General features: G+C 68.2%; 23 protein-coding genes. 13 read left to right on the forward strand and 10 right to left on the reverse strand.

Annotation, left to right across the window (positions count from 1 at the left end):
* The first annotated feature begins 28 nt into the window (after positions 1 to 28).
* Positions 29 to 619: an HAD family hydrolase gene (locus ACM0PB_RS02675; RefSeq protein WP_065185481.1), complete on the forward strand. Its 591-nt coding sequence runs from the start codon at positions 29 to 31 to the stop codon at positions 617 to 619.
* Positions 620 to 643: 24 nt separating this feature from the next.
* Positions 644 to 1,057, forward strand: a complete 414-nt coding sequence (rnfB, locus tag ACM0PB_RS02680) for an Rnf electron transport complex subunit RnfB (RefSeq protein ID WP_005418154.1) — start codon at positions 644 to 646, stop codon at positions 1,055 to 1,057.
* A gap of 50 nt (positions 1,058 to 1,107) precedes the next feature.
* On the opposite strand, the gene ACM0PB_RS02685 is transcribed toward rnfB, so the two are convergent.
* Positions 1,108 to 1,455 (reverse strand): RidA family protein, encoded by a 348-nt coding sequence (locus ACM0PB_RS02685; protein ID WP_005418155.1) that lies wholly within the window; start codon positions 1,453 to 1,455, stop codon positions 1,108 to 1,110.
* 193 nt (positions 1,456 to 1,648) lie between these two features.
* Here ACM0PB_RS02685 and mprF point away from each other — a divergent pair, with 193 nt between their 5' ends.
* Positions 1,649 to 4,213 carry a bifunctional lysylphosphatidylglycerol flippase/synthetase MprF gene (gene mprF / locus ACM0PB_RS02690; protein WP_164230342.1) on the forward strand — a complete coding sequence of 855 codons (2,565 nt, stop codon included), beginning with the start codon at positions 1,649 to 1,651 and terminating at the stop codon, positions 4,211 to 4,213.
* A gap of 128 nt (positions 4,214 to 4,341) precedes the next feature.
* Here mprF and ACM0PB_RS02695 read toward each other — a convergent pair whose 3' ends face one another.
* The 4 genes from ACM0PB_RS02695 to ACM0PB_RS02710 all read right to left on the reverse strand — a co-directional run bounded on the left by ACM0PB_RS02695 (position 4,342) and on the right by ACM0PB_RS02710 (position 7,206).
* Positions 4,342 to 5,688: a virulence factor family protein gene (locus ACM0PB_RS02695; RefSeq protein WP_204324513.1), complete on the reverse strand. Its 1,347-nt coding sequence runs from the start codon at positions 5,686 to 5,688 to the stop codon at positions 4,342 to 4,344.
* Between the two features lie 78 nt (positions 5,689 to 5,766).
* Positions 5,767 to 6,384 carry a DUF998 domain-containing protein gene (locus ACM0PB_RS02700; RefSeq protein ID WP_005418159.1) on the reverse strand — a complete coding sequence of 206 codons (618 nt, stop codon included), beginning with the start codon at positions 6,382 to 6,384 and terminating at the stop codon, positions 5,767 to 5,769.
* Positions 6,381 to 6,554: an oxidoreductase-like domain-containing protein gene (locus ACM0PB_RS02705; RefSeq protein WP_049415754.1), complete on the reverse strand. Its 174-nt coding sequence runs from the start codon at positions 6,552 to 6,554 to the stop codon at positions 6,381 to 6,383. The genes ACM0PB_RS02700 and ACM0PB_RS02705 overlap by 4 nt, the downstream gene beginning before the upstream one ends.
* 49 nt (positions 6,555 to 6,603) lie before the next feature.
* Positions 6,604 to 7,206, reverse strand: coding sequence for an HD domain-containing protein (locus tag ACM0PB_RS02710; RefSeq protein ID WP_065179250.1), 603 nt, complete (start codon positions 7,204 to 7,206; stop codon positions 6,604 to 6,606).
* A gap of 229 nt (positions 7,207 to 7,435) precedes the next feature.
* On the opposite strand from ACM0PB_RS02710, the gene ACM0PB_RS02715 reads away from it, so the two are divergent.
* Positions 7,436 to 8,587, forward strand: coding sequence for a transglutaminase-like domain-containing protein (locus tag ACM0PB_RS02715; RefSeq protein ID WP_065179251.1), 1,152 nt, complete (start codon positions 7,436 to 7,438; stop codon positions 8,585 to 8,587).
* A gap of 7 nt (positions 8,588 to 8,594) precedes the next feature.
* Here the strand turns inward: ACM0PB_RS02715 and ACM0PB_RS02720 are convergent, their stop codons facing one another.
* Entirely contained in the window at positions 8,595 to 8,930 is a 336-nt protein-coding gene (locus ACM0PB_RS02720; RefSeq protein ID WP_010482882.1) for a zinc ribbon domain-containing protein YjdM, read from the reverse strand.
* Positions 8,931 to 9,109: 179 nt separating this feature from the next.
* On the opposite strand from ACM0PB_RS02720, the gene ACM0PB_RS02725 reads away from it, so the two are divergent.
* From ACM0PB_RS02725 to ACM0PB_RS02735, 3 genes are all read left to right on the forward strand, one after another.
* The gene (locus tag ACM0PB_RS02725; RefSeq protein WP_061480625.1) at positions 9,110 to 10,471 is read left to right on the forward strand and encodes an Hsp70 family protein; all 1,362 of its coding nucleotides are present in this window, start codon (positions 9,110 to 9,112) and stop codon (positions 10,469 to 10,471) included.
* A 229-nt stretch (positions 10,472 to 10,700) separates the two neighbouring features.
* Positions 10,701 to 10,994 carry a YkgJ family cysteine cluster protein gene (locus tag ACM0PB_RS02730; protein ID WP_080104338.1) on the forward strand — a complete coding sequence of 98 codons (294 nt, stop codon included), beginning with the start codon at positions 10,701 to 10,703 and terminating at the stop codon, positions 10,992 to 10,994.
* Between the two features lie 11 nt (positions 10,995 to 11,005).
* Positions 11,006 to 11,188: a hypothetical protein gene (locus tag ACM0PB_RS02735; RefSeq protein ID WP_005410566.1), complete on the forward strand. Its 183-nt coding sequence runs from the start codon at positions 11,006 to 11,008 to the stop codon at positions 11,186 to 11,188.
* Positions 11,189 to 11,237: 49 nt separating this feature from the next.
* Here ACM0PB_RS02735 and ACM0PB_RS02740 read toward each other — a convergent pair whose 3' ends face one another.
* From ACM0PB_RS02740 to ACM0PB_RS02750, 3 genes are read right to left on the reverse strand one after another with little or no spacing between them, the layout of a single operon-like run.
* Positions 11,238 to 12,119: a DUF4097 family beta strand repeat-containing protein gene (locus ACM0PB_RS02740; RefSeq protein ID WP_111178667.1), complete on the reverse strand. Its 882-nt coding sequence runs from the start codon at positions 12,117 to 12,119 to the stop codon at positions 11,238 to 11,240.
* 11 nt (positions 12,120 to 12,130) lie between these two features.
* Positions 12,131 to 12,664 carry a hypothetical protein gene (locus ACM0PB_RS02745; RefSeq protein ID WP_065185474.1) on the reverse strand — a complete coding sequence of 178 codons (534 nt, stop codon included), beginning with the start codon at positions 12,662 to 12,664 and terminating at the stop codon, positions 12,131 to 12,133.
* Entirely contained in the window at positions 12,661 to 13,239 is a 579-nt protein-coding gene (locus ACM0PB_RS02750; RefSeq protein WP_005418173.1) for an RNA polymerase sigma factor, read from the reverse strand. Before ACM0PB_RS02750 ends, ACM0PB_RS02745 begins: the two co-directional genes overlap by 4 nt.
* Before the next feature lie 126 nt (positions 13,240 to 13,365).
* Here ACM0PB_RS02750 and ACM0PB_RS02755 point away from each other — a divergent pair, with 126 nt between their 5' ends.
* The 4 genes from ACM0PB_RS02755 (at position 13,366) to xth (ending at position 16,936) form a co-directional block, all read left to right on the forward strand.
* The gene (locus ACM0PB_RS02755; protein WP_005418175.1) at positions 13,366 to 13,545 is read left to right on the forward strand and encodes a hypothetical protein; all 180 of its coding nucleotides are present in this window, start codon (positions 13,366 to 13,368) and stop codon (positions 13,543 to 13,545) included.
* Between the two features lie 35 nt (positions 13,546 to 13,580).
* Complete coding sequence (locus ACM0PB_RS02760) at positions 13,581 to 14,174, forward strand: mechanosensitive ion channel family protein (RefSeq protein WP_005418176.1); 594 nt, start codon at positions 13,581 to 13,583, stop codon at positions 14,172 to 14,174.
* Between the two features lie 422 nt (positions 14,175 to 14,596).
* A complete protein-coding gene (locus ACM0PB_RS02765) occupies positions 14,597 to 16,006 on the forward strand; it encodes a coniferyl aldehyde dehydrogenase (protein WP_164229340.1) in 1,410 nt (469 codons plus the stop codon).
* Between the two features lie 162 nt (positions 16,007 to 16,168).
* Positions 16,169 to 16,936 carry an exodeoxyribonuclease III gene (gene xth, locus ACM0PB_RS02770; protein ID WP_005420392.1) on the forward strand — a complete coding sequence of 256 codons (768 nt, stop codon included), beginning with the start codon at positions 16,169 to 16,171 and terminating at the stop codon, positions 16,934 to 16,936.
* A gap of 71 nt (positions 16,937 to 17,007) precedes the next feature.
* Here the strand turns inward: xth and ACM0PB_RS02775 are convergent, their stop codons facing one another.
* Positions 17,008 to 17,259, reverse strand: coding sequence for a GlsB/YeaQ/YmgE family stress response membrane protein (locus tag ACM0PB_RS02775; protein ID WP_005411656.1), 252 nt, complete (start codon positions 17,257 to 17,259; stop codon positions 17,008 to 17,010).
* A gap of 84 nt (positions 17,260 to 17,343) precedes the next feature.
* Between ACM0PB_RS02775 and ACM0PB_RS02780 the strand changes: the two genes are divergently transcribed.
* Complete coding sequence (locus ACM0PB_RS02780) at positions 17,344 to 17,943, forward strand: 4'-phosphopantetheinyl transferase family protein (RefSeq protein WP_065177813.1); 600 nt, start codon at positions 17,344 to 17,346, stop codon at positions 17,941 to 17,943.
* A 39-nt stretch (positions 17,944 to 17,982) separates the two neighbouring features.
* Positions 17,983 to 18,621: a 16S rRNA (guanine(527)-N(7))-methyltransferase RsmG gene (gene rsmG / locus ACM0PB_RS02785; protein ID WP_005420388.1), complete on the forward strand. Its 639-nt coding sequence runs from the start codon at positions 17,983 to 17,985 to the stop codon at positions 18,619 to 18,621.
* The last annotated feature ends 17 nt before the right edge of the window (positions 18,622 to 18,638 follow it).

Genomic DNA, 18,638 nt, shown 5'->3' on the forward strand with positions numbered 1-18,638 from the left:
GGGAGGCAACGCGATGGGAAGCAACGCAATGGAACTGGCGCTGTTCGACTTCGACCACACCGTGACCACCTGCGATACCTATGGCCGCTTCCTGCGCCGCGTGGCCACCGCCGAACAGCTGGCACAGGCATGGTGGAAAGTCGGGCCGTGGCTGGCCGCGTACAGGTTGAAGCTGATCTCGGCCGAACGCATCCGTGCACGCGTCACCCGCCTGACCTTCAGTGACCGCCACAGCGATGACATCGCCACGCTGGCCGCAGGCTTCTCGCGCGAGTTCCTGCCCGACGTGGTGCGCCCGGAAATGCTGGAGCAGATCCGTTGGCACAAGGAACAGCAGCACACCGTCGTGATCGTGTCCGGCTCGCTGGACCTGTACCTGCGGCCGTGGTGCGAGGAGCTGGGCCTGCAGCTGATCTGCAACCGGCTGGAAAGCCAGGACGGCCGCCTGACCGGCCGTTACGCTGGTGGCGACTGCGGCCCGCGCAAGGTCGAGCACATCCGCCGCCAGTTCGATCTGTCGCGCTACGTGCGCATCCATGCCTACGGTGACAGTTCCGAAGACAAGCCGATGCTGGCGCTGGCCCACGAGCGCTGGTTCCGCGGCAAGCCCCTGAAATAACCCAACGCGCAGCCTTCGCCACGCATGAGCCTGATCCCGCCCCTGACCGAACGCCTCGACCGCCTGCTGCCGCAGACCCAATGCGGGCAATGCGGCTATGACGGCTGCCGCCCGTATGCGCAGGCAATGGCACGTGGCGAGGCCGGTGTGGACCGCTGCCCGCCGGGTGGCGACGCCGGTGCACGGGCGTTGGCGCAGGTGCTGGGTGTACCGGCGATTCCGTTCGATCGTTCGCGCGGCGAGCACAAGGCGGCCCAGGTGGCGTTGATCGTCGAAGCCGACTGCATCGGCTGCACCAAGTGCATCCAGGCCTGCCCGGTGGACGCCATCGTCGGCGGCGCCAAGTACATGCACACGGTCATTGCCGACCTGTGCACCGGCTGCGAGCTGTGCATCCCGCCGTGCCCGGTGGACTGCATCGAGCTGGTGCGCCTGTAACAGGGGTCAGATCCCTTTCCGCAGGAAAGGGATCTGACCCCATCCCGCAGTTACGGCACCGCTGCCGTCACCACGATCTCGACCTTCCACTCGGCGTGGGCGAGCTTGGCTTCGAAGGTTGCGCGGGCCGGAGTCGCGCCCTCGACCACCCACTCGTCCCACGCCTTGTTCATGCCGTCGAAGTCGGCGATGTCGGCCAGGAACACTTCCGCACGCAGCACGTGCTGGCGATCACTGGCGACCAGCGCCAGCAGCTTGTCGATCTCCGCCAGCACCTGCCGGGTCTGGCCGGTGATGTCCTGGCTGGTGTCTTCCGGAATCTGGCCGGAGAGGTAGGCGACCTTGTTGTACACGGTCATTTCGGACATGCGCGGTCCGACGTCGTAACGCTCCATCATGGGCGTGGCTCCTGCGGGTGATCAGGCCCGCATTGTCCTCCAATCCGGTCAACGGTGGGTGCACGGGTCCCCCGCGCGACGCGTCACTACCGGGCTCCGACACATCTGCTGGTCAAATGGCGGCGACAGGCGCACGATGCGCCACGCCCCGCGTTGACACCGCACTCGCCCCTCCTGACGCACCCTTGCGCCGATGACCGCAGCCACCAACCCCGCCGCCGCTTCCTCCACCCCGGCATGGAAGCGGGTCCTCACCATTGTCGTTCCACTGCTGATCCTCTCGCTGGCCCTGCATGGCCTGGCCAGTGAATTCGATGAGCACGGCTACCGCGCCATCCGCCAGGCGTTCCGCCAGCTCAGTGGCCTGCAGATCACGCTCACCGTGATGCTCGGCCTGGCCAGCTACGCCTGCCTGATCGGCTTCGATGCCATCGGCCTGCGCCGCAGCGGCATCCGCGTGCATCCGGCACGCATCGGCATTACCGCCTTCCTTGCGCATACGCTGGGCCAGACGGTGGGCTTTGCCGCGTTGACCGGTGGCGCAGTGCGCCTGCGTGGCTACCGCAGCGCCGGCCTGGACCTGGCGCAGATCGGCCAGGTGGTGCTGATGAGCACGCTCGGTTTCGTGTTCGGTGCGTGGCTGTTGATCAGCGTGGCGCTCTGCATGGAACCGGCGGCAGCGGCGTTGGCATTGCCACTGAATCCCGATGCCGTGCGCATCGTCGGCATCGTCGCCCTGCTCGCCTATCTGGGTACCGTGCTGCTGGTCGGTCGCGATGGACGGCAGTTCAGCGTGTTCGGCCATACGTTGTGGCTACCCGACCGCCGCACCATGCTCGGCGTCACCGTGCTCAGCGTGATCGAGCTGGTGCTGGCCAGCGCCGCGTTCTATGTGCTGCTGCCGGACTCGACGCCCACCGGCCTGCCCGGCTTCGTCGGCCTGTACCTCGTCGCGGTACTGGCCGGCCTGGTCTCGACCGTGCCGGCCGGCCTGGGCGTGTTCGAATGGAGCCTGTTGAAGCTGTTGCCGCAGGTGGCACCGGCGGCGGTGCTGGCGGCCGCGTTGATCTACCGCGTGACCTATTACGTACTACCGCTGGTGCTGGCCACGTTGCTCGCCCTTGCGCCCGCGCTGCGCCAGCCGCTGCAGGCCAGTGCCGGGGCAACCCGCGCCGGCTGGAACGCACTGCGCCCATGGTTGCCGCAGATCATCGCGCTGGCGGTGTTCAGCATCGGCGCCGCGCTGGTCATCGATGGCACGCTGCCCACGCCACGCCGGCACCTGGTGAATGCCTCGCTGCCGATCCTGGAAACCTCGCACCTGATCGGCAGCCTCAGTGGTGTCGCGCTGCTGCTGATCGGGCAGGGCCTGGCCCGGCGCAGCCACGCGGCGTGGATGCTGGCGATGGCGGTGTGCGTGGCCACCCCGCTGCCGCTGTGGCTGCGCGGTGGCCAACCGTTGATTGCCGTCTCGGCGGTGCTGGTGGCGATGGCGCTGTGGGCCGCGCGCCGCGAGTTCTACCGCCAGGGTGCGCTGCTGGATGAAGCCTGGTCGTGGCCGTGGCTGCGCAACCTGGGCCTGGTGCTGGTGGCAGTGACCTGGCTGCTGTTCTTCACCTACAGCCATGTCGAATACCAGAACGAGCTGTGGTGGCAGTTCGCGGTCTCCGGCAACGCACCGCGCGCGTTGCGCGCGTTGCTGGTGGTGGCCATCGCGCTGGTGATGTTCGGCCTGGCGCGGCTGCTGCACAGCACACGCAGCCCGCTGCCCGCCGCCGATGAAGCGACGCTGCAATCGCTGGCGCCAGTCCTGGCCGGTGCCACCGACACCCAGGCCTGCCTGGTGCTGACCGCTGACAAGGCAGTGCTGCGCGATGAAGCGAAACTGGGCTTCGTGATGATGCAGCGCTATGGAGGTTCGCTGATCGCGATGGGCGACCCGGTCGGCCCGCCGGACGTCGCCCGCGCATTGATCTGGCGCTTCCGCGAGGAAGCCGACCGCCTCGGCCTGCGCCCCGTCTTCTACCAGGTCGGCGAGTCCTACTGGCAGACCTACCTTGACCTCGGCCTGGGGCTGGTCAAGCTGGGCGAAGAAGCGATGGTGCCGCTGCATGATTTCGGCCTGGAAGGGCGCGAGCGCGCCGACCTGCGCCAGGCCTGGAACCGGGGCAAGCGGGGTGGCCTGTCCTTCCGCGTGGCGCCCGTGGAGGAAGTTCCCAGCCTGCTGCCGCGCCTGCACGCGATCTCCAACGCATGGCTGGAAGACAAGGCCGGCGACGAAAAGGGCTTCTCGCTCGGCAGCTACGACCCGGATTACCTGGTGCGCTTCCCGGTGGCGCTGGTCGAGGCCGAAGGCCAGATCGTGGCCTTCGCCAACCTGTGGCAGGCACCGGCAGGCGCCGAGCTGTCGGTGGACCTGATGCGCCACGTCAGCGAAGCACCGAAGGGCACGATGGACTTCCTCTTCATCGAGCTGTTCCTGTGGGGCCGCGCACAGGGCTATGCACGTTTCTCGCTGGGCATGGCGCCGCTTTCCGGGCTGGCACAGCATCGTCTGGCTGGCCGCTGGAACCGGCTGGCCGGCCTGCTGGCGCGGCATGGCGAACGTTTCTACGGGTTCAGTGGCCTGCGCCGCTTCAAGTCGAAGTTCGATCCGCAATGGCGGCCGCGCTATCTCGCCGCGCCCGGCGGCATGCACCTGCCGGCGGCGCTGCTGGACGCCACGCGCCTGATCTCTCTGGACCCGCGGCGCAACTGACGACCCGCACCACCCGGCAGGTGTCGACCTTGGTCGACACGCCAGCGCCAACACGCTGACGGGCGTGGCCCGGCGTTACCGCGGCTCGTTCTGGTGGGTGCGAACCGTTGGTTCGCACGCTCTCCGCTTCACGCCCCGCCCTTGAGGATCACTTCGGCCAAGCGATCGTAGTCCCCCCCGAAATGGTGATCGCCCGGCAACTTCACCTTCCTCACGCCGTCATTGTCCGGCAGGTCCGGGCACAGTGCGTCCTCGTCCTTGTCGCCGTACACGCACAACGTTTTTTCCGCCGGCAGCCTGGCCACTTCCGGAGCGATCGGCAGGCCATCGCCGCCGCCGCCCAGCCAGTTGCTGACATGGAATTCGAAGTCGGCCTTCCTGCCTACCGACAGCAGCACGATGCGGTCCAGCGCCTCTCGGGTACCCGCGTCGAGCTGGTTGATGGTGGCCGGCAGCACGTCGGCACCCTGCGAAAAACCGATCAGCATCACCTTGTCGCGGTGCCACTGCTGGCGGTAGTGGTCGATGATCTTCTGCAGGTCAGCGGCGAAGCCCTTCGGCGTGCGCTCGCTCCAGAAGTACCGCAACGAGTCGATGCCGACCACGGCCACGCCGTGCTCGTTGAGCGACGACGCCACGTCCTTGTCCAGGCCGGCCCAGCCACCATCGCCGGAAACGAATACCGCCAGCGTATCGCCGCTACCGGTCGCCGGTACTTCCACCACCGGCAGGCCTTTCAGCGCGGCCGGCGGCGGTGCCAGACTGACCCCGGCCTGCGCGCCGATCACCCGCGCCGCGGCCACCAGACCGGGTGAGGCATCACCGCGCGCGGTTCGCTTGAATTCGCGTGCCATGGCGACCTGCTGAACGAACCGACTGGCCTCGCCCACCTTGCAGCCGTGATCGCCAGCGGCACTCAACCACGGAAAATTCAGTTCGGCGGGCTGCAGCGTGTTGTGCTTCACACCATCGCCGCAGACCATGCGCTCATGGTTGTGGTCCGGGCAGAAGCCGGTGGTCAGCAGGCCGGCAAACACCTGGGTGTCGGCCTGCGCCGCGAGCGAATAGGCCATCTCGGCACCCTCGCCGTCACCGCCGACCAGCGGCAGGTGGTAGCCGGGCAGATGCAGGGACGCCTGCAGCCAGCGCGAGAAGTTCTCGACGTCACCGGCGCCGAACGAGCAGGTCGGATCACCCTCGCGCTTGAGCACCCCGCGCAGGTGCGCGATGTCCACAGCGGCAACGATGGCGCCGTCGGCACGCAGGGCTTCGATCGGCAGGCGGCTGGTGTCACCCCCTGGGGTGGGCTCGTGGAACCAGATCACCACCCGCTGCGGCGTGCCTGCCGGCATGTGCACCGGAATCTGCTCGAACCGCCCGTGGCTGAACTGCTGCACGTTGGCCGCCGCCATTGCCGGCAGCGCCGCCAGCGCCAGAACCACACCCATTGCCCTGCCCAGCCCTGCACGCTTCATATCGCATCCCCGATGGAATGCGCACACGATACGCCGCCACCGCGTGCACGGCACGTACCGGTGCAGGCCGTTGGCGATTCAGTCGGCCGTGGTACGCCGACTGCGCCGGTACAGTGCCAGCGCCAGGTACAGCAGCCAGCCTACGATCACCACGATCACGACCTTCTGGCCCAGCCCGCGCGGCGGACCGGCGCGCCACAACACATGCAGCCACAACAGTACGAACGCCAGCCAGGCCCAGCCCCAGAGCAGGCTCGCGGCGGACTGCCAACCCGGTTCGCGGCGCAGGTACCAGGCCTGCAGCAGCATGCCGACGCTGGCACACAGGAACGCCGTGTTGGCCGCCAGCCCGTGGATGAACGGTGCCAGCAGCGGCGTCGCTTCCGGCAGCCAGCTGTCACCGATGGCGACCGTGGCCAGGCCCAGTGCCGAGACAGTGAACAGCAGCGGCGCCGCCGCGCTGCGCCGCGGGCCGACGCTGCCCCGGTAGAGGCTGATGCCGAGCAGGGCGATCGCCAATGCCAGCAGGCAGTAGGCCGCGCGCAATGCCAGCCCCCACGGCCCGTGCAGATAGAGGCTGAGCGTGGCCCGCACCCAGTCCAGATCGGTGCGTGCGAACTGGGTCCACAGCGCGGTGGCCACGAACAGCAGCAGCGCCGCCAGCGCCAGCAGTGCCGCTGGGCGCGCGCGGCTCATGTGGACGCCTCCGGGTGCCGCGCCAGCCATTCGGCCAACGCCTTGCGATAGCGCTGCAGCTCGTCGGCATACAGGTCCAGCACACATAGCGGGCAACCGCTGCCGCAACATTCGTTCGGACCGGGCTCTTCCGGCGGCAGCGGACGGGGATCGGGATCAGGGACGGACACGGTTGGAAGCGGCAATCGGTGGAAACGGGCCCCAGTGTACCGGGCTGGTTCAGCGGCCCAGCTGCCGGCGCAGGTTGTCGCGCGCGGCAGAGTCGAGGCGCTGGTGGAAGAATTCGCTGAGGAAGATGCGCGGTGCACGCAGCAGGCCCTGCAGGAAACGGCGGCGGCCGGCGCGATACAGGAAGCCTGGCACCACGCCCTTGTACTCTTCGGCCACGCCGCGGTCATAGGCGCTGAACACCGGCTCCGGCGCTGCCAGGATCGCCATGTCGCAGTCCAGGAACAACGCGGCCTCGGCATCGACATCGTCCGGGGCGAGCTCGCCATGGCGGGCAGTCAGCAGGATCAGCTGCTCGACCCGGGCCGCGTCGACCGTGGCAAGTTCCGGCGCCTGTGCGATCGCCTGCAGGGCCAGCTGCGCCGAACGCGCTTCGTTGTCCTTTCGCCCCGCCACATAGATCGCATCGTGGTAGAGCGCGGCCAGGTAGACTTCGGCCGGCTGCTGCCAGCCTGGACCGTCGGCAACCTCCTGGCAGTGCTGCAGCACCGCACGCACGTGGCCGAAGTGATGGTAGGCACGTGGTGGCGTTGCATAGCTGTCCTGCAGCGCCTGCCACTGCGCCGGAGCGAGCGTCAGCGGGGAGAAGTCCATGACCGGATCATCCCGCCTGCGCCGGTAGCGGGCAAGCCGGCCATTTTTTCACCACACCCTCACAACGCTCTCCGCACGGGGCCCCAACGCGGTTGTCCACAGCTTTGTCGAGCGCTGGTCCACACCGGCTGTGGATGAACGCGCGGACCGACCAGCGGTCACTGCAGGGGTGCGCGCACAGGTCTACACTCGCCTCAGGCGGGAGCGCCCGCCGCTGCCGGGAGCCGTCATGTACCGTCCTGCCGCCCGATCCGTTCTGCTCGCATTGGCCGCATTGGCGGCACCCTCCGCGATCGCACTGAACCCTGACGCGAGCGAAGCCCCTGCGGTCGCTGCCAGCACCACCGCGCCGACGATTCCAACACCGCAGCAGGTGTTCGCGATTCCACCGGCCATGCTCGATATGCTGCACACCCAGGTGACCCGTCGCAGCTATTCGCGCGAGCAGCGCCTGCAGGCGCTGGTGGAGATGATCTTCGACCGCCATGGCATGGACCTGCAGTACGACGCCGACGCGACCCTTACTGTCAGCGAAATCTGGCAGCAGCGACGCGCCAACTGCCTGGCCTTCACCCTGATGTTCGTCGCACTGGCACGCGAAGCCGGCATCCAGGCGCGCGTGCAGGAAGTTGGCCAGGTGGTGTCGTGGTACCAGGACCAGGCCCAGGGCCTGGTCTACAGCGTAGGCCACGTCAATGCCGGGGTCGGCTTTGCCGGCCGCTTCGCCACCGTCGATCTGGATCGCAATGTGCTGTACGACCGCCGCGGGCCGCTGCCGATCAGCCAGGCGCGGGCGTTGGCGCACTTCTACAACAATCGCGGTGCCGAACGCATGGCCAGCGGCGACCTGGCAGGCGCACGTACCTTCTTCGATACCGCGCTGGCGCAGGACGGCAGCTTCGCTGCCACCTGGAACAACCTGGGCGTGCTGGAAAACCGCACGGGCGATACCGCCGCTGCACGCCGGGCTCTGGAAAGGGCGCTGCGACTGGACGGCCGCCAGGATGCTGCACTCACCAACGCCAGCGCCCTCTACCGCAAGCTCGGCATGATTGCGCAGGCCCAGGCGCTGGAGCAGCGGTTGCAATCGGTGCAGCGCGAAGACCCATTCGCGCAGTACATGCTCGGTGCCGAGGCCGAACGCGCCGGGCAACTGCAGCAGGCGATCCGCTATTACCGGCAGGCCGTGCGCCTGTACGACACCGCGCACCAGTTCCACTTCGGTCTGGCGCGGGTCTATTTCCTGGCGGGCCAGCTCAAGCACGCCGATCGTGAGCTGCTGCGTGCACAGGAACTGGGCGGGGCGCCGCAGCAGGCGCGCTACCAGGCCAAGCTGGACAGCCTGGCCCGCTGGCGCGCACAGCAGCAGGCCCGGCGCTGAAGGCCGGTCAGGCCTTCTTGAGGAAGCAGGTCTTCAGGACCAGGCCCTTGATCTTGTCCGAATTGCCTTCGATGTGCTCGGCATCGTCCTCCACCAAACGGATGTTGCGGATCACGGTGCCCTGCTTGAGCGGGATCGAGGAGCCCTTCACCTTCAGGTCCTTGATCACGGTGACGGTGTCACCGGCCTGCAGGGTATTGCCGTTGCTGTCACGCACGACCAGGGTCGAACCGGCACTTTCCTCGGCGGTCCATTCGAAGCCGCAGTCGGCGCAGATCCACAGCGCGCCATCGGCGTAGGTGTTTTCCAGGGTGCACTGCGGGCAGGCAGGGGCAGAAGACATCAGCAAGTACCTCAAAGTGAATCAACAGCTGCCATTGTAACCGCCCGGCTCCCCCGGCATTTTCCGGGCAGTACGCCGCGACCTCCTTGACCCGGCCCGGAACAGGAAACCGCGGGACCTTGCAGTCAGCGGCGAACTGCAGCAGAGTGCGCGGCCCCTGATCGCCCCCGGAACTCCCCATGCGCCTCGGCATCGACTTCGGTACCAGCAACTCCGCCGCCGCCATCGTGCATGAAGGAAAACTGCTGCCGATCCGCTTCGGCGACGCCGAGCAGTTCCGTACCAGCGTGTACTTCCCCGGCGTGGTGCCCGACCCGGATGACTTTCAGCTCGATGACGGCCAGGAGCACCAGCTGCAGCAGATGATCGACAGCGCTGCGCGTGCGGCCCGCGCTGCCGGCCAGGAACGCACGCCGCAGGCGCTGCGCCGCGAAGCCCTGCGCGCGCTGCGCCGGGAATGGATGGAAGCCCGTGCCGGCAAGGAACGCAGTGCCAGCGACCTGCTGCAGAATGCGGTCTACGGTGACGAAGCGCTGGAAGCCTATTTCGAGGAACACGAAGGCAACCTGGTGCAGAGCCCGAAATCGATGCTCGGCTACAACCTGCACCCACGCGCCAAGCAGACCATCACCGGCATCGCCGCGCACATCCTCGAACACATCCGCCTGACCGCCAGCGCCCAGCTCGGCCAGCCGCTGCGAGCGGCCCTGCTTGGGCGTCCGGTGCAGTTCCGCAGCTCGATCGGTGCGGCCGGCAATGACCAGGCGCTGGACATCCTGCGCGAAGCCGCCAGCCAGGCCGGTTTCGACCAGATCGATTTCCTCGAGGAACCGGCCGCGGCGGCCATGCACTATCACGCAGAAAGCCGCGAACGGCACCAGGCCGTGATCGTCGACATCGGCGGCGGTACCACCGATATCGCCCACGCCGAAGTCGGCGGCGACGACGCCCCGCGCATCCACCGCGCCTGGGGCATCGCCCGCGGCGGTACCGACATCGACCTGGCGCTGAGCCTGTCCAGCTACATGCCGCTGTTCGGCCGCGGCATCACCCGCGTGCCCGCCCACCACTATGTGGAAGCGGCCACCGTGCAGGACATGACCCGCCAGCGCGACTTCCGCCAGCACAAGTATGACCATGTCGACAATCCGTGGGGCGCGCGCCTGCAGGCCCTGCAGGACACCGGCAATACCGCCCGCCTGTACCGCGACGTCGAGCGCGCCAAGATCGCCCTCAGCGCCGCCAGCGAACATCGCAGCACGCTGGACTACATCGCCCGCGACCTGCATGCCGACAGCAGCGCCGACGGCCTGGCCGCAGCCGCGCATGGTTATCTGGAGCAGCTCCGGGAGCTGCTGGCCCAGGTCCGCAGCGACATCGGCGGCGACCCGGACGCGGTGTTCCTGACCGGCGGCATGTCCCGCGCCGGGTATCTGCGCCAGGCCGTTGCGGAGGCCTTCCCGGGCGCCCGCATGGTCCACGGCGAGCCCTCGCTGGGCGTGGTCCAGGGCCTTGCTTTGGCGGCAGCAAGCCAGGATTAACAAAACGTTACGCGATCTAAGTTACTCTTGGTCGGCTAGAACCCTGCTGCACCTTCCACCGGCCACGCCGGTGTGTGTCCACGGTGCAGCCTGGCCCGCCCTGCGGGCCTAGCGGCCATGCCTTCCTGGCTCGTTCATGGTCCGCGTACCACCGGAGCCGCCATCGAGACCCGCTTTGGGCACCCGCCAGGCCCCTGAGGCCTTACAACCTGACGCAGCACATGCACCCATCGACTGCCGCCGTTGTGACGCGGTCTGTTGCCGGCTGCCCGTGTTGCTGCAGCCCGGCGACCACGTGCCCGGCCAGTTCCTGTCACGCGACACCCACGGCCGTGCCGTGATGGCGCGCAACGAGGAAGGCTGGTGTGCGGCGATCGATCCCTATCACCTGCGCTGCACGATCTATTCGCAGCGCCCGGCGATCTGCCGCCAGTTCTCGATGGGCGGCAGTGACTGCCGCCGTGAGCGGCAGGACTACCTGCGCCAGGCCGACGCCTGGGCGCTTTCCTCCCCTTCCACCTGACAGGAGCAACCATGCCCCGCAAGGCAAAGACCCCCGCGAAGGCCAGCAACAGCATCCGCAGCGAACGCAAGGGCGCGGCCGCCAGCACCGTGGTCAGCAGCGATTCGATCGCTTCGGACCTGGCAGCGTTCCGCAAGGCCGGTGGCAAGATCGAAGTCCTCGGCACCACCTGGGCGCTGAAGAAAGCCAGCTGACCCAGTACCGACCGCGGCGGCGCTGCCGCCGCGGCCTGCCGGATCGCGCTCAGCGATCCAGGCTTACCCGAACACTGCCCGAATGCGACTGGATGCGGATATCACCGTCGCCGCTGCCCAGCCGCGTATCAAGATGGCTGCCGGGGCCGTAGCGCGGCCGCTCCACCTGCCCGGCATCGCTGTTGATCGACCCGCTGAAGCTGTTCACCGACAGCTGCGCCGAAACCGAGCGTGGCAGGCGCAGGTTGACCGACGCACTCACCGATTCGACATTGATCCGGCCCCCCGGCGCCAGCCCGGCCGCCGACAGATCGATGCTGCCCGATACGGTTTCCACCGCCAACCGCTGCACCCGCCCGGCATCGACCTCGACCCGGCCGGATACCGTCTGTGCACCGATGTCACCGGACACGCCGCCACCGGCTTCGATCCGGCCGCTGACCGTGTTCACATCCAGCTTCGGAGTCTGCAGGCGCGCGCTGACACCGCCACTGACCGTATTGAGCTTGCTGTCGCCGCTGCGACCGGAGGCGCTCAGGCTGCCGCTGACCGTGTCGGCCTGCAGGCGACGCACATCGATGCCGCTGATGTCCTGGTTGGCACTGACCGTGCTCAGCAGCAGTTCCACCGAACGCGGCACGTTCAGCACCAGCGTTGCGCCACCGTTGTTGTTGCGACGCGGATACTCGATTTCCCAGCGTACGCGGTTGGCACTCTTCTCCTGGCGCAGCTGGAGGCCATCGCTGAGCGTACCGGTGAGCTGCACGTCGTTGCGGTCCCAGCCACGCACGGTCACTTTGCCGGCCACGTTGCTCAGTTCGATGCGGCCGCCGGCGGCCAGGTTGTGGCGCTCGTCGATCCGGGTGTCAGCCAGGGCCACTGCGGGCAGCAGCAGCAGCGCGCCGCAGCAGGTCATCAGGGTTCGTGTCATCGGGGGTCTCCTCAGGTCGTCAGGCCGGACTCGGCGGCATAGGCCGCCTGCCGGGTCAGTTCCAGCCGCAGCGCATAGGTGCGCTTGAGCTGGCCAAGCAGGTGAGGCGCACGTGGATCCTGCGCCAGCGCGGCCTGGATCTGTGCCGCGCTTTCATCCAGTTCGTGCAGGGCCGGCTGCCATTCCGGTGCCCGGCCTGAGGGCAGCGAGGCCACCGCCTGCCGGTACTGCTCGGTCATCGCCGCAGCCTGCAACTGCAGGGTAGACGGCACCGGCGCATCCGGCTGCACGTGGCGCCATGGCGCCACCGCGTACAGCGCCAGGCTGGCCGCCAGGGCAGCGCCGGCCGGCAACCACCAGCGGCGCCGCGAACGCGCTGGCAGCGCCACCACGTTGTCGGCCGGCACAGGCGCCGCCTGCGGCTCGCGCGGCGGCAGCTGCGCCGACAGGCGCGCCCAGCCATCGGCGGGAACATCTCGCTCGCTGGGCAACGCGCGCAGCCGGGCCAGCAGATCGTGATCGGAATCGTGTTCGTGTGTACTCATGTCATGTCTCCCAGCCGTGCGCGCAACAGGCCGCGCGCACGATGCAGCTGTGCCTTTGAACTGCCGACGGCCATCTGCAGCTGCTCGGCGATTTCCTGGTGCTTCCAGCCTTCGATGTCGTGCAGTACCAGTACCGCACGCGCCCTCGGAGGCAGCGTCGCGAGTGCGCGCTCCAGGTCGCGCTCGGTACCGGCACAACGGTCGTGCACCGCCAGCTCCTGCAGGCCGCCGTCGACCTCCTCCAGACTGTCGTGGTCCTGCCCGGCGGCGCGCCCGCGCAGTTCCATCAGTGCAGCGTTGACGCCCAACCGGTGCAACCAGGTCGACAGGCTGCTTTCGAACCGGAACCCCGGCAGCGCCTTCCATGCCTGCAGGAACGCTTCCTGCAGGGCATCCTCGGCACGCGCCTGCTGGCCCCCGCACAGGCGCCACAGTACGGCGAACACGCGCGGCGCATGGCGCCGGTACAGCAGTTCGTAGGCCGCAGTGTCACCGGCGGCGGCCGCCCGCACCAGGGCGGGTTCGTCGACAGGGGCGTGGGCGGCAGGCGGCGCTGGCATGGTGGTGTCGAGCATATCGCTTGGATGCGGCGACCCGGAAAAAGGTTTAGAGCCGATCGCCGATCAAGGCCATGCAACCTTTTCGACAATGGCTGCATCCATGGAAGGTCATTCGAGAAAACACCTCCAGGGAGTTCCGCCATGTCCAGCTCGTCCTGCGCCGCCCTGCTGGTAATCGTCGCTTGCGTCGTGCTGCAGGCATCGGGCCTGTCCTTGCGGTTGTGCCCCGACAACGGCCGCGCCTGCCTGCAGCAGCATCGACAGGAGCTGGTCTGCCTGGCGTGGTCGCCGATGGTCGAAACCCCGGCACGCGCCGGGTAACATCGAGGCCGTTCCCACCACCTGTTTTCGCCCCCATGATGTTGTCGCTGAAGGATCACCTGCCGGCCTGGAGCCACCCATGGCTGAACTACGCGGGCGTGGCCCTGCAGATCGTGCTGGTGCTGCTGGTCGCCTGGCTGCTTCGGGTACTGGCCCGTCGCCTGATCCGGCGCTTTGCCGAGCACTACACGCTGCCACCTGAAATGGTGATGGGCGCGCGCCGGATCACCAGTTTCGTGGTCTATTTCAGCGCCCTGCTGTATATCCTCAGCCTGCTCGGCGCGAAGCCTTCAGTGCTGTGGACCGCGTTCACCGGCTTCGCGGCCGTGGGCGCAGTGGCCTTCTTCGCGGCCTGGAGCGTGCTCTCCAACATCTTCTGCACGCTGCTGATCTTCACCACTCGCCCGTTCCGCCTGCATGACTACATCGAAGTGCTGGAGAACGGCGAGAAGCCGGGCCTGAAGGGGCGGGTGATCGACGTGAACCTGATCTACACCACGCTGCAGGAAACCGGCGACGGCCATGAGGGTACGGTGCTGCAGCTGCCGAACAACCTGTTCTTCCAGCGCACGGTGCGCCGCTGGCGCGACCCGGCGCAGGCCCCCGGCGGCATCCAGGGCGACGGCTGAGGGTGGGGTTTTCGGCAGGGCTGCGCCCTGCACCTGCAGAGGCCGAAGCCGAAGCAAGATCAAGAGCGGCATTCCGTGGGATGGCGGGGTGGTGTGGGTGGTCAGGACACGCCGTAAACCCATCCATGGGGGCTCGATGGCGCCATCCATGGCGCCAACGGTCCTGCCCACCCACACCGCCCCACCTCTGACAGATTCCGCGCGCTGTTGGTGGGTGCCGACCGTTGGTCGGCACCCACCGGGTTTCAGGGGCCGCGGTGCAGACCGCGGCCTTTCTGTTTGTCGACCGTGTCCACTGGGTTCGCATTCCGGTAGTGCCGGCCGCTGGCCGGCAAACCCATGAATCTCCGAAGACATGAACCCATTGCCGGCCAGCGGCCGGCACTACCATGGCGTTGCGCAGCACCCCGTATAGTCGGCCCATGACGACCACCGCCCCAGCCGACCTTCCCGCCCTCCTGCACACCCTGCGCAGTACCTGGCAGGCCCAGCGCCCTTCGCTGGACCAGCGTGAAGCCGACCTGCGCCGCCTCCGCGAAGCGCTGAAGCCACGCCTGGACGAAATGGCCACGGCCATCGCCGAGGACTTCGGCCACCGCGTCCACGTCGAATCGAAGCTGGCCGATGGCATGAGTGTGCTGTCGGCCATCGACCACCTGCGCCGCCACCTGCGGCGCTGGTCGAAGCCGCAGCGCGTACGGGCCGGCTGGAAGCTGTGGCCGGCGCGCGCGCAGCTGCGGCCGACGCCACTGGGTGTGGTCGGGGTGATCTCACCGTGGAATTACCCGGTCACGCTGGCACTCGTGCCGCTGGCCACCGCCATCGCCGCTGGCAACCACGTGCTGTTGAAGCCCTCCGAACACACGCCGCGCACCAGTGCGTTCCTGGCTGATCTGCTGGCCAGCGTGTTCCCGCCCGATCGGGTGGCGGTGGTGCAGGGCGGGGCGGATGTGGCCGCGGCGGTGTCCTCGCTGCCGCTGGACCATCTGCTGTTCACCGGCTCGACGGCCGTTGGCCGCAAGGTGATGGCCGCCGCCGCCGAGCATCTGGTGCCGGTCACGCTGGAACTGGGCGGCAAGTCGCCGGCCATCGTCTGCCGCGATTTTCCGCTGGGCAAAGCCGCCGCGCGGCTGGCCACCGGCAAGTGGTTCAACGCGGGCCAGACCTGCATCGCGCCGGATTATGTGCTGATCGATACGGTCCGCCAGCGCGAGTTCGTACAGGCGCTGCAGCAGCAGGTGCGCGAACGCTATGGCGACTTCAGCAATGCCGACGACTACACGCGCATCATCAACGAGGGCCAGTACCAGCGCCTGCAGGGCTATCTGGTGCAGGCGCGCGAACGTGGCGTGCCGGTGATTCCGTTGGCGCAGGTGGATGAGGCGCGCGCCGACCGCGAGCGCCTGCTGGTGCCGACCGTGGTGCTGGACCCGCCCGACGATCTGGACCTGATGCGCGAGGAAATCTTCGGGCCGATCCTGCCCGTGCGGGCCTACCCGGATCTGGAGGCGGCGCTGGCGGACGTGCTGTCCCGCGAACGGCCGCTGGCGCTGTATCCCTTCAGCCATGACACGGCCACGGTGGAGCGCATCCTCGGCCAGGTGGTGGCCGGTGGCGTGACGGTAAATGACACGCTGCTGCACTTCGCCGCCGATGGCCTGCCGTTTGGCGGGGTAGGGGCCAGCGGCATGGGCGCGTACCACGGGCGGGCCGGGTTCGATGCGATGAGCAAGCGGCTGCCGGTGCTGTGGCAGTCGCGCTGGGCGGCCAGCGACCGGCTGCGGCCGCCGTATTCGAAGATTGCGGGTTTGTTGAAGCTGCTGCTGCGGTAGTGCCGGCCGCTGGCCGCCAACTGCGGGGTCCTGCCGACGGTTCATGGGGTTGCCGGCCAGTGGCCGGCACTACCGGTGGGTGCAAACCTTGGTTGGCACGGGGGCGGCCATGCGCCAACCCAGGTTGGCGTCTACCAAAGCCCACCCGGGTAGAATGCCCGCATGAAAATCGCCTCGTGGAACGTCAATTCGCTCAATGTCCGCCTGCCGCACCTGGAACAGTGGCTCAAGGCGTTCGGCCCGGACATCGTCGGTATCCAGGAAACCAAGCTGGAGGACCACAAGTTCCCCGACTCTGCGCTGATCGCTGCCGGCTACCGCAGCGTGTTCGCCGGCCAGAAGACCTACAACGGCGTTGCGCTGCTGTCGCGTGAGCCTGCACAGGACGTGCAGATCGGCATTCCCGGCTTCGAGGACGAGCAGAAGCGCGTCATCGCCGGTACCTTCGGCGACCTGCGGGTAATCAACCTGTACGTGGTCAATGGCCAGGACATCGGTACCGACAAGTACGAGTACAAGTTACGCTGGCTTGAGGCGGTGCATGCCTGGATCGCCGAAGAACTGCAGCGCCACCCGAAGCTGATCGTGATGGGGGACTTCAACATTGCCCCGGACGCACGCGACGTGCACGACCCGGAGGTGTGGAACGACAACCACATCCTGACCTCCACCGCCGAGCGCGGCGCATTGAACAAGCTGCTGCAGCTGGGCCTGCACGATGGCTTCCGCCTGCACAACGACGAGGCGGGCACCTTCAGCTGGTGGGATTACCGCGCCGCCGGCTTCCGTCGCAACCTGGGCCTGCGCATCGACCTGACCCTGGTCTCCGATGCGCTGAAGAGCGGTGCGGTGGCTTCGGGCATCGACCGCGAGCCGCGCACCTGGGAACGTCCGAGCGACCATGCGCCGGCGTGGGTACAGATCGGTTGAACGAACGGGGCCCGGCATCGCCGGGCCCGTTCTGAAAGGCCCGCCGGCCAGCGGCCGGCGCTACCGCCGTGTCAGCGTATGCTCTTGCGGGTGAACAGATTGACGATCGCCAGCAGGATCACTGCACCGATCAGCGAGAACAGGAAGGTTCGAATGGTGATCGCTTCGTTGATGCCGCCGCCGAACAGCCAGCCGGAAATCAGCGCGCCGACGATGCCGACCACGATGTTGAGGATGATGCCCTGCTGGGCATCGCGCTTCATGATGATGCTGGCCAGCCAGCCTACGATGCCGCCGACGATCAGCCAGATGATGATGCCCATGATCGAACCTCCGGTGGGGAACGGTGACCAGTTGACGCGCACGGCCGTGAACCCGTCGTGCAATCGTGTGACGGGCGCGTGCGCATGAGCCTGCCAGCCACCCTCGACGGCCCGTGGCGCTTTGGTCCGGTGACGGTCTGGCGGCGCCCGCACGTGCCCGGCCAGCGCGGCGAACCGCAGGCACGGCAGGTGCTGGCGCAGGCCCTCGGGGCCGATCCGGAGACGCTGCCGCTGGTCCGCGATGACAAGGGCCGGCCGGAGCTGAGCGGCGCATTGGCCCACTACGGCACCGGCTGGAGCCACAGCGGCGAGGTGCTGCTGGTGGCGCTGGGCGAAGGCGTGCGGCTGGGCGTGGACCTGGAACTGCTGCGGCCGCGCGCCCGACTGCTGGAGATCGTGCAGCGCTTCTTCCACCCGGAGGAGGTGGCGTGGCTGGAAAGCCTGGACCAGGCCGACCGCGAACACTGGTTCTTCCGCGTGTGGTGCGCCAAGGAATCGATGCTGAAGGCGCACGGCCAGGGTATCTCGTTCGGCCTGCACCGCCTGCAGCTGGCGCCGGGGGCCGATGGCGCCCTGCACCTGCGCTGGTGCGACCCGGAACTGGGCGAGGCCGCGCGCTGGCACCTGCACGAATGGCAGGCCACCGGTCAGTTCCGGGCGGCGTTGGCCTGGTATCCGCACTGAGGCGGGGAATCAGCGCGCAAAACCGGCGATAATGCCGGCATGAGCGAACACCCACTTCCCGCCAGCGTAGCTGCCACGCTGGAACAGGGCCTGGCCAGCATGGGCCTGGATGCCGCGCTGGCGCCGCCGCTGCTGCGCTACCTGGCCCTGCTGCACCGCTGGAACGGCACCTACAACCTCACCGCCATCCGCGACCCGCAGGAGATGGTCACCCGCCACCTGCTCGACTCGCTGGCGATGCAGCCGTTCGTGGCCGATGGCAGCCTGGCCGACCTCGGCACCGGCCCCGGGCTGCCGGGCATCCCGCTGGCCATCGCCTGCCCGGGCCTGCAGGTGACCCTGGTCGAGAGCAATGGCAAGAAGGCGCGCTTCATGCGCGAGGCCGTGCGCCAACTCGGCCTGGGCAATGCCCGCGTGGCCGAATCGCGCGCCGAGGCGCTGGACGAGGCCGGTCGTTACGACCAGTTGACCGCCCGTGCCATGGATACCCTGGCCGGCATCGTCCGTGTCGGTGGCCACCTGCTGCGGCCGGGGGGCGTGCTGCTGGCCATGAAGGGCGTCTACCCGCATGAGGAGATCGCGGACCTGCCGGCTGGCTGGCAGGTGCGCGAGGTGACCCCGCTGAGCGTGCCCGGCCTGGCCGGCGAACGCCACCTGGTTACTGTTACAGGCCCTTGATTCCCGCCGCCAGCCCC

This window comes from Stenotrophomonas sp. AR029 (assembly GCF_047520695.2).
GTDB lineage: Bacteria > Pseudomonadota > Gammaproteobacteria > Xanthomonadales > Xanthomonadaceae > Stenotrophomonas > Stenotrophomonas sepilia.

Bases quoted from the DNA above. Each gene is read 5' to 3' on its own strand.
- xth (WP_005420392.1), top strand. From the start codon at position 16,169: ATGAAAATCGCCTCGTGGAACGTCAATTCGCTCAATGTCCGCCTGCCG.
- ACM0PB_RS02675 (WP_065185481.1), top strand. From the start codon at position 29: ATGGAACTGGCGCTGTTCGACTTCGACCACACCGTGACCACCTGCGAT.
- rnfB (WP_005418154.1), top strand. From the start codon at position 644: ATGAGCCTGATCCCGCCCCTGACCGAACGCCTCGACCGCCTGCTGCCG.
- ACM0PB_RS02760 (WP_005418176.1), top strand. From the start codon at position 13,581: ATGATGTTGTCGCTGAAGGATCACCTGCCGGCCTGGAGCCACCCATGG.
- ACM0PB_RS02780 (WP_065177813.1), top strand. From the start codon at position 17,344: ATGAGCCTGCCAGCCACCCTCGACGGCCCGTGGCGCTTTGGTCCGGTG.
- ACM0PB_RS02695 (WP_204324513.1), bottom strand. From the start codon at position 5,688: ATGAAGCGTGCAGGGCTGGGCAGGGCAATGGGTGTGGTTCTGGCGCTG.
- ACM0PB_RS02750 (WP_005418173.1), bottom strand. From the start codon at position 13,239: ATGCTCGACACCACCATGCCAGCGCCGCCTGCCGCCCACGCCCCTGTC.
- ACM0PB_RS02775 (WP_005411656.1), bottom strand. From the start codon at position 17,259: ATGGGCATCATCATCTGGCTGATCGTCGGCGGCATCGTAGGCTGGCTG.
- ACM0PB_RS02765 (WP_164229340.1), top strand. From the start codon at position 14,597: ATGACGACCACCGCCCCAGCCGACCTTCCCGCCCTCCTGCACACCCTG.
- mprF (WP_164230342.1), top strand. From the start codon at position 1,649: ATGACCGCAGCCACCAACCCCGCCGCCGCTTCCTCCACCCCGGCATGG.
- ACM0PB_RS02740 (WP_111178667.1), bottom strand. From the start codon at position 12,119: ATGACACGAACCCTGATGACCTGCTGCGGCGCGCTGCTGCTGCTGCCC.
- ACM0PB_RS02715 (WP_065179251.1), top strand. From the start codon at position 7,436: ATGTACCGTCCTGCCGCCCGATCCGTTCTGCTCGCATTGGCCGCATTG.
- ACM0PB_RS02735 (WP_005410566.1), top strand. From the start codon at position 11,006: ATGCCCCGCAAGGCAAAGACCCCCGCGAAGGCCAGCAACAGCATCCGC.
- ACM0PB_RS02700 (WP_005418159.1), bottom strand. From the start codon at position 6,384: ATGAGCCGCGCGCGCCCAGCGGCACTGCTGGCGCTGGCGGCGCTGCTG.
- ACM0PB_RS02710 (WP_065179250.1), bottom strand. From the start codon at position 7,206: ATGGACTTCTCCCCGCTGACGCTCGCTCCGGCGCAGTGGCAGGCGCTG.
- ACM0PB_RS02745 (WP_065185474.1), bottom strand. From the start codon at position 12,664: ATGAGTACACACGAACACGATTCCGATCACGATCTGCTGGCCCGGCTG.
- ACM0PB_RS02755 (WP_005418175.1), top strand. From the start codon at position 13,366: ATGTCCAGCTCGTCCTGCGCCGCCCTGCTGGTAATCGTCGCTTGCGTC.
- ACM0PB_RS02720 (WP_010482882.1), bottom strand. From the start codon at position 8,930: ATGTCTTCTGCCCCTGCCTGCCCGCAGTGCACCCTGGAAAACACCTAC.
- ACM0PB_RS02685 (WP_005418155.1), bottom strand. From the start codon at position 1,455: ATGATGGAGCGTTACGACGTCGGACCGCGCATGTCCGAAATGACCGTG.
- ACM0PB_RS02725 (WP_061480625.1), top strand. From the start codon at position 9,110: ATGCGCCTCGGCATCGACTTCGGTACCAGCAACTCCGCCGCCGCCATC.
- rsmG (WP_005420388.1), top strand. From the start codon at position 17,983: ATGAGCGAACACCCACTTCCCGCCAGCGTAGCTGCCACGCTGGAACAG.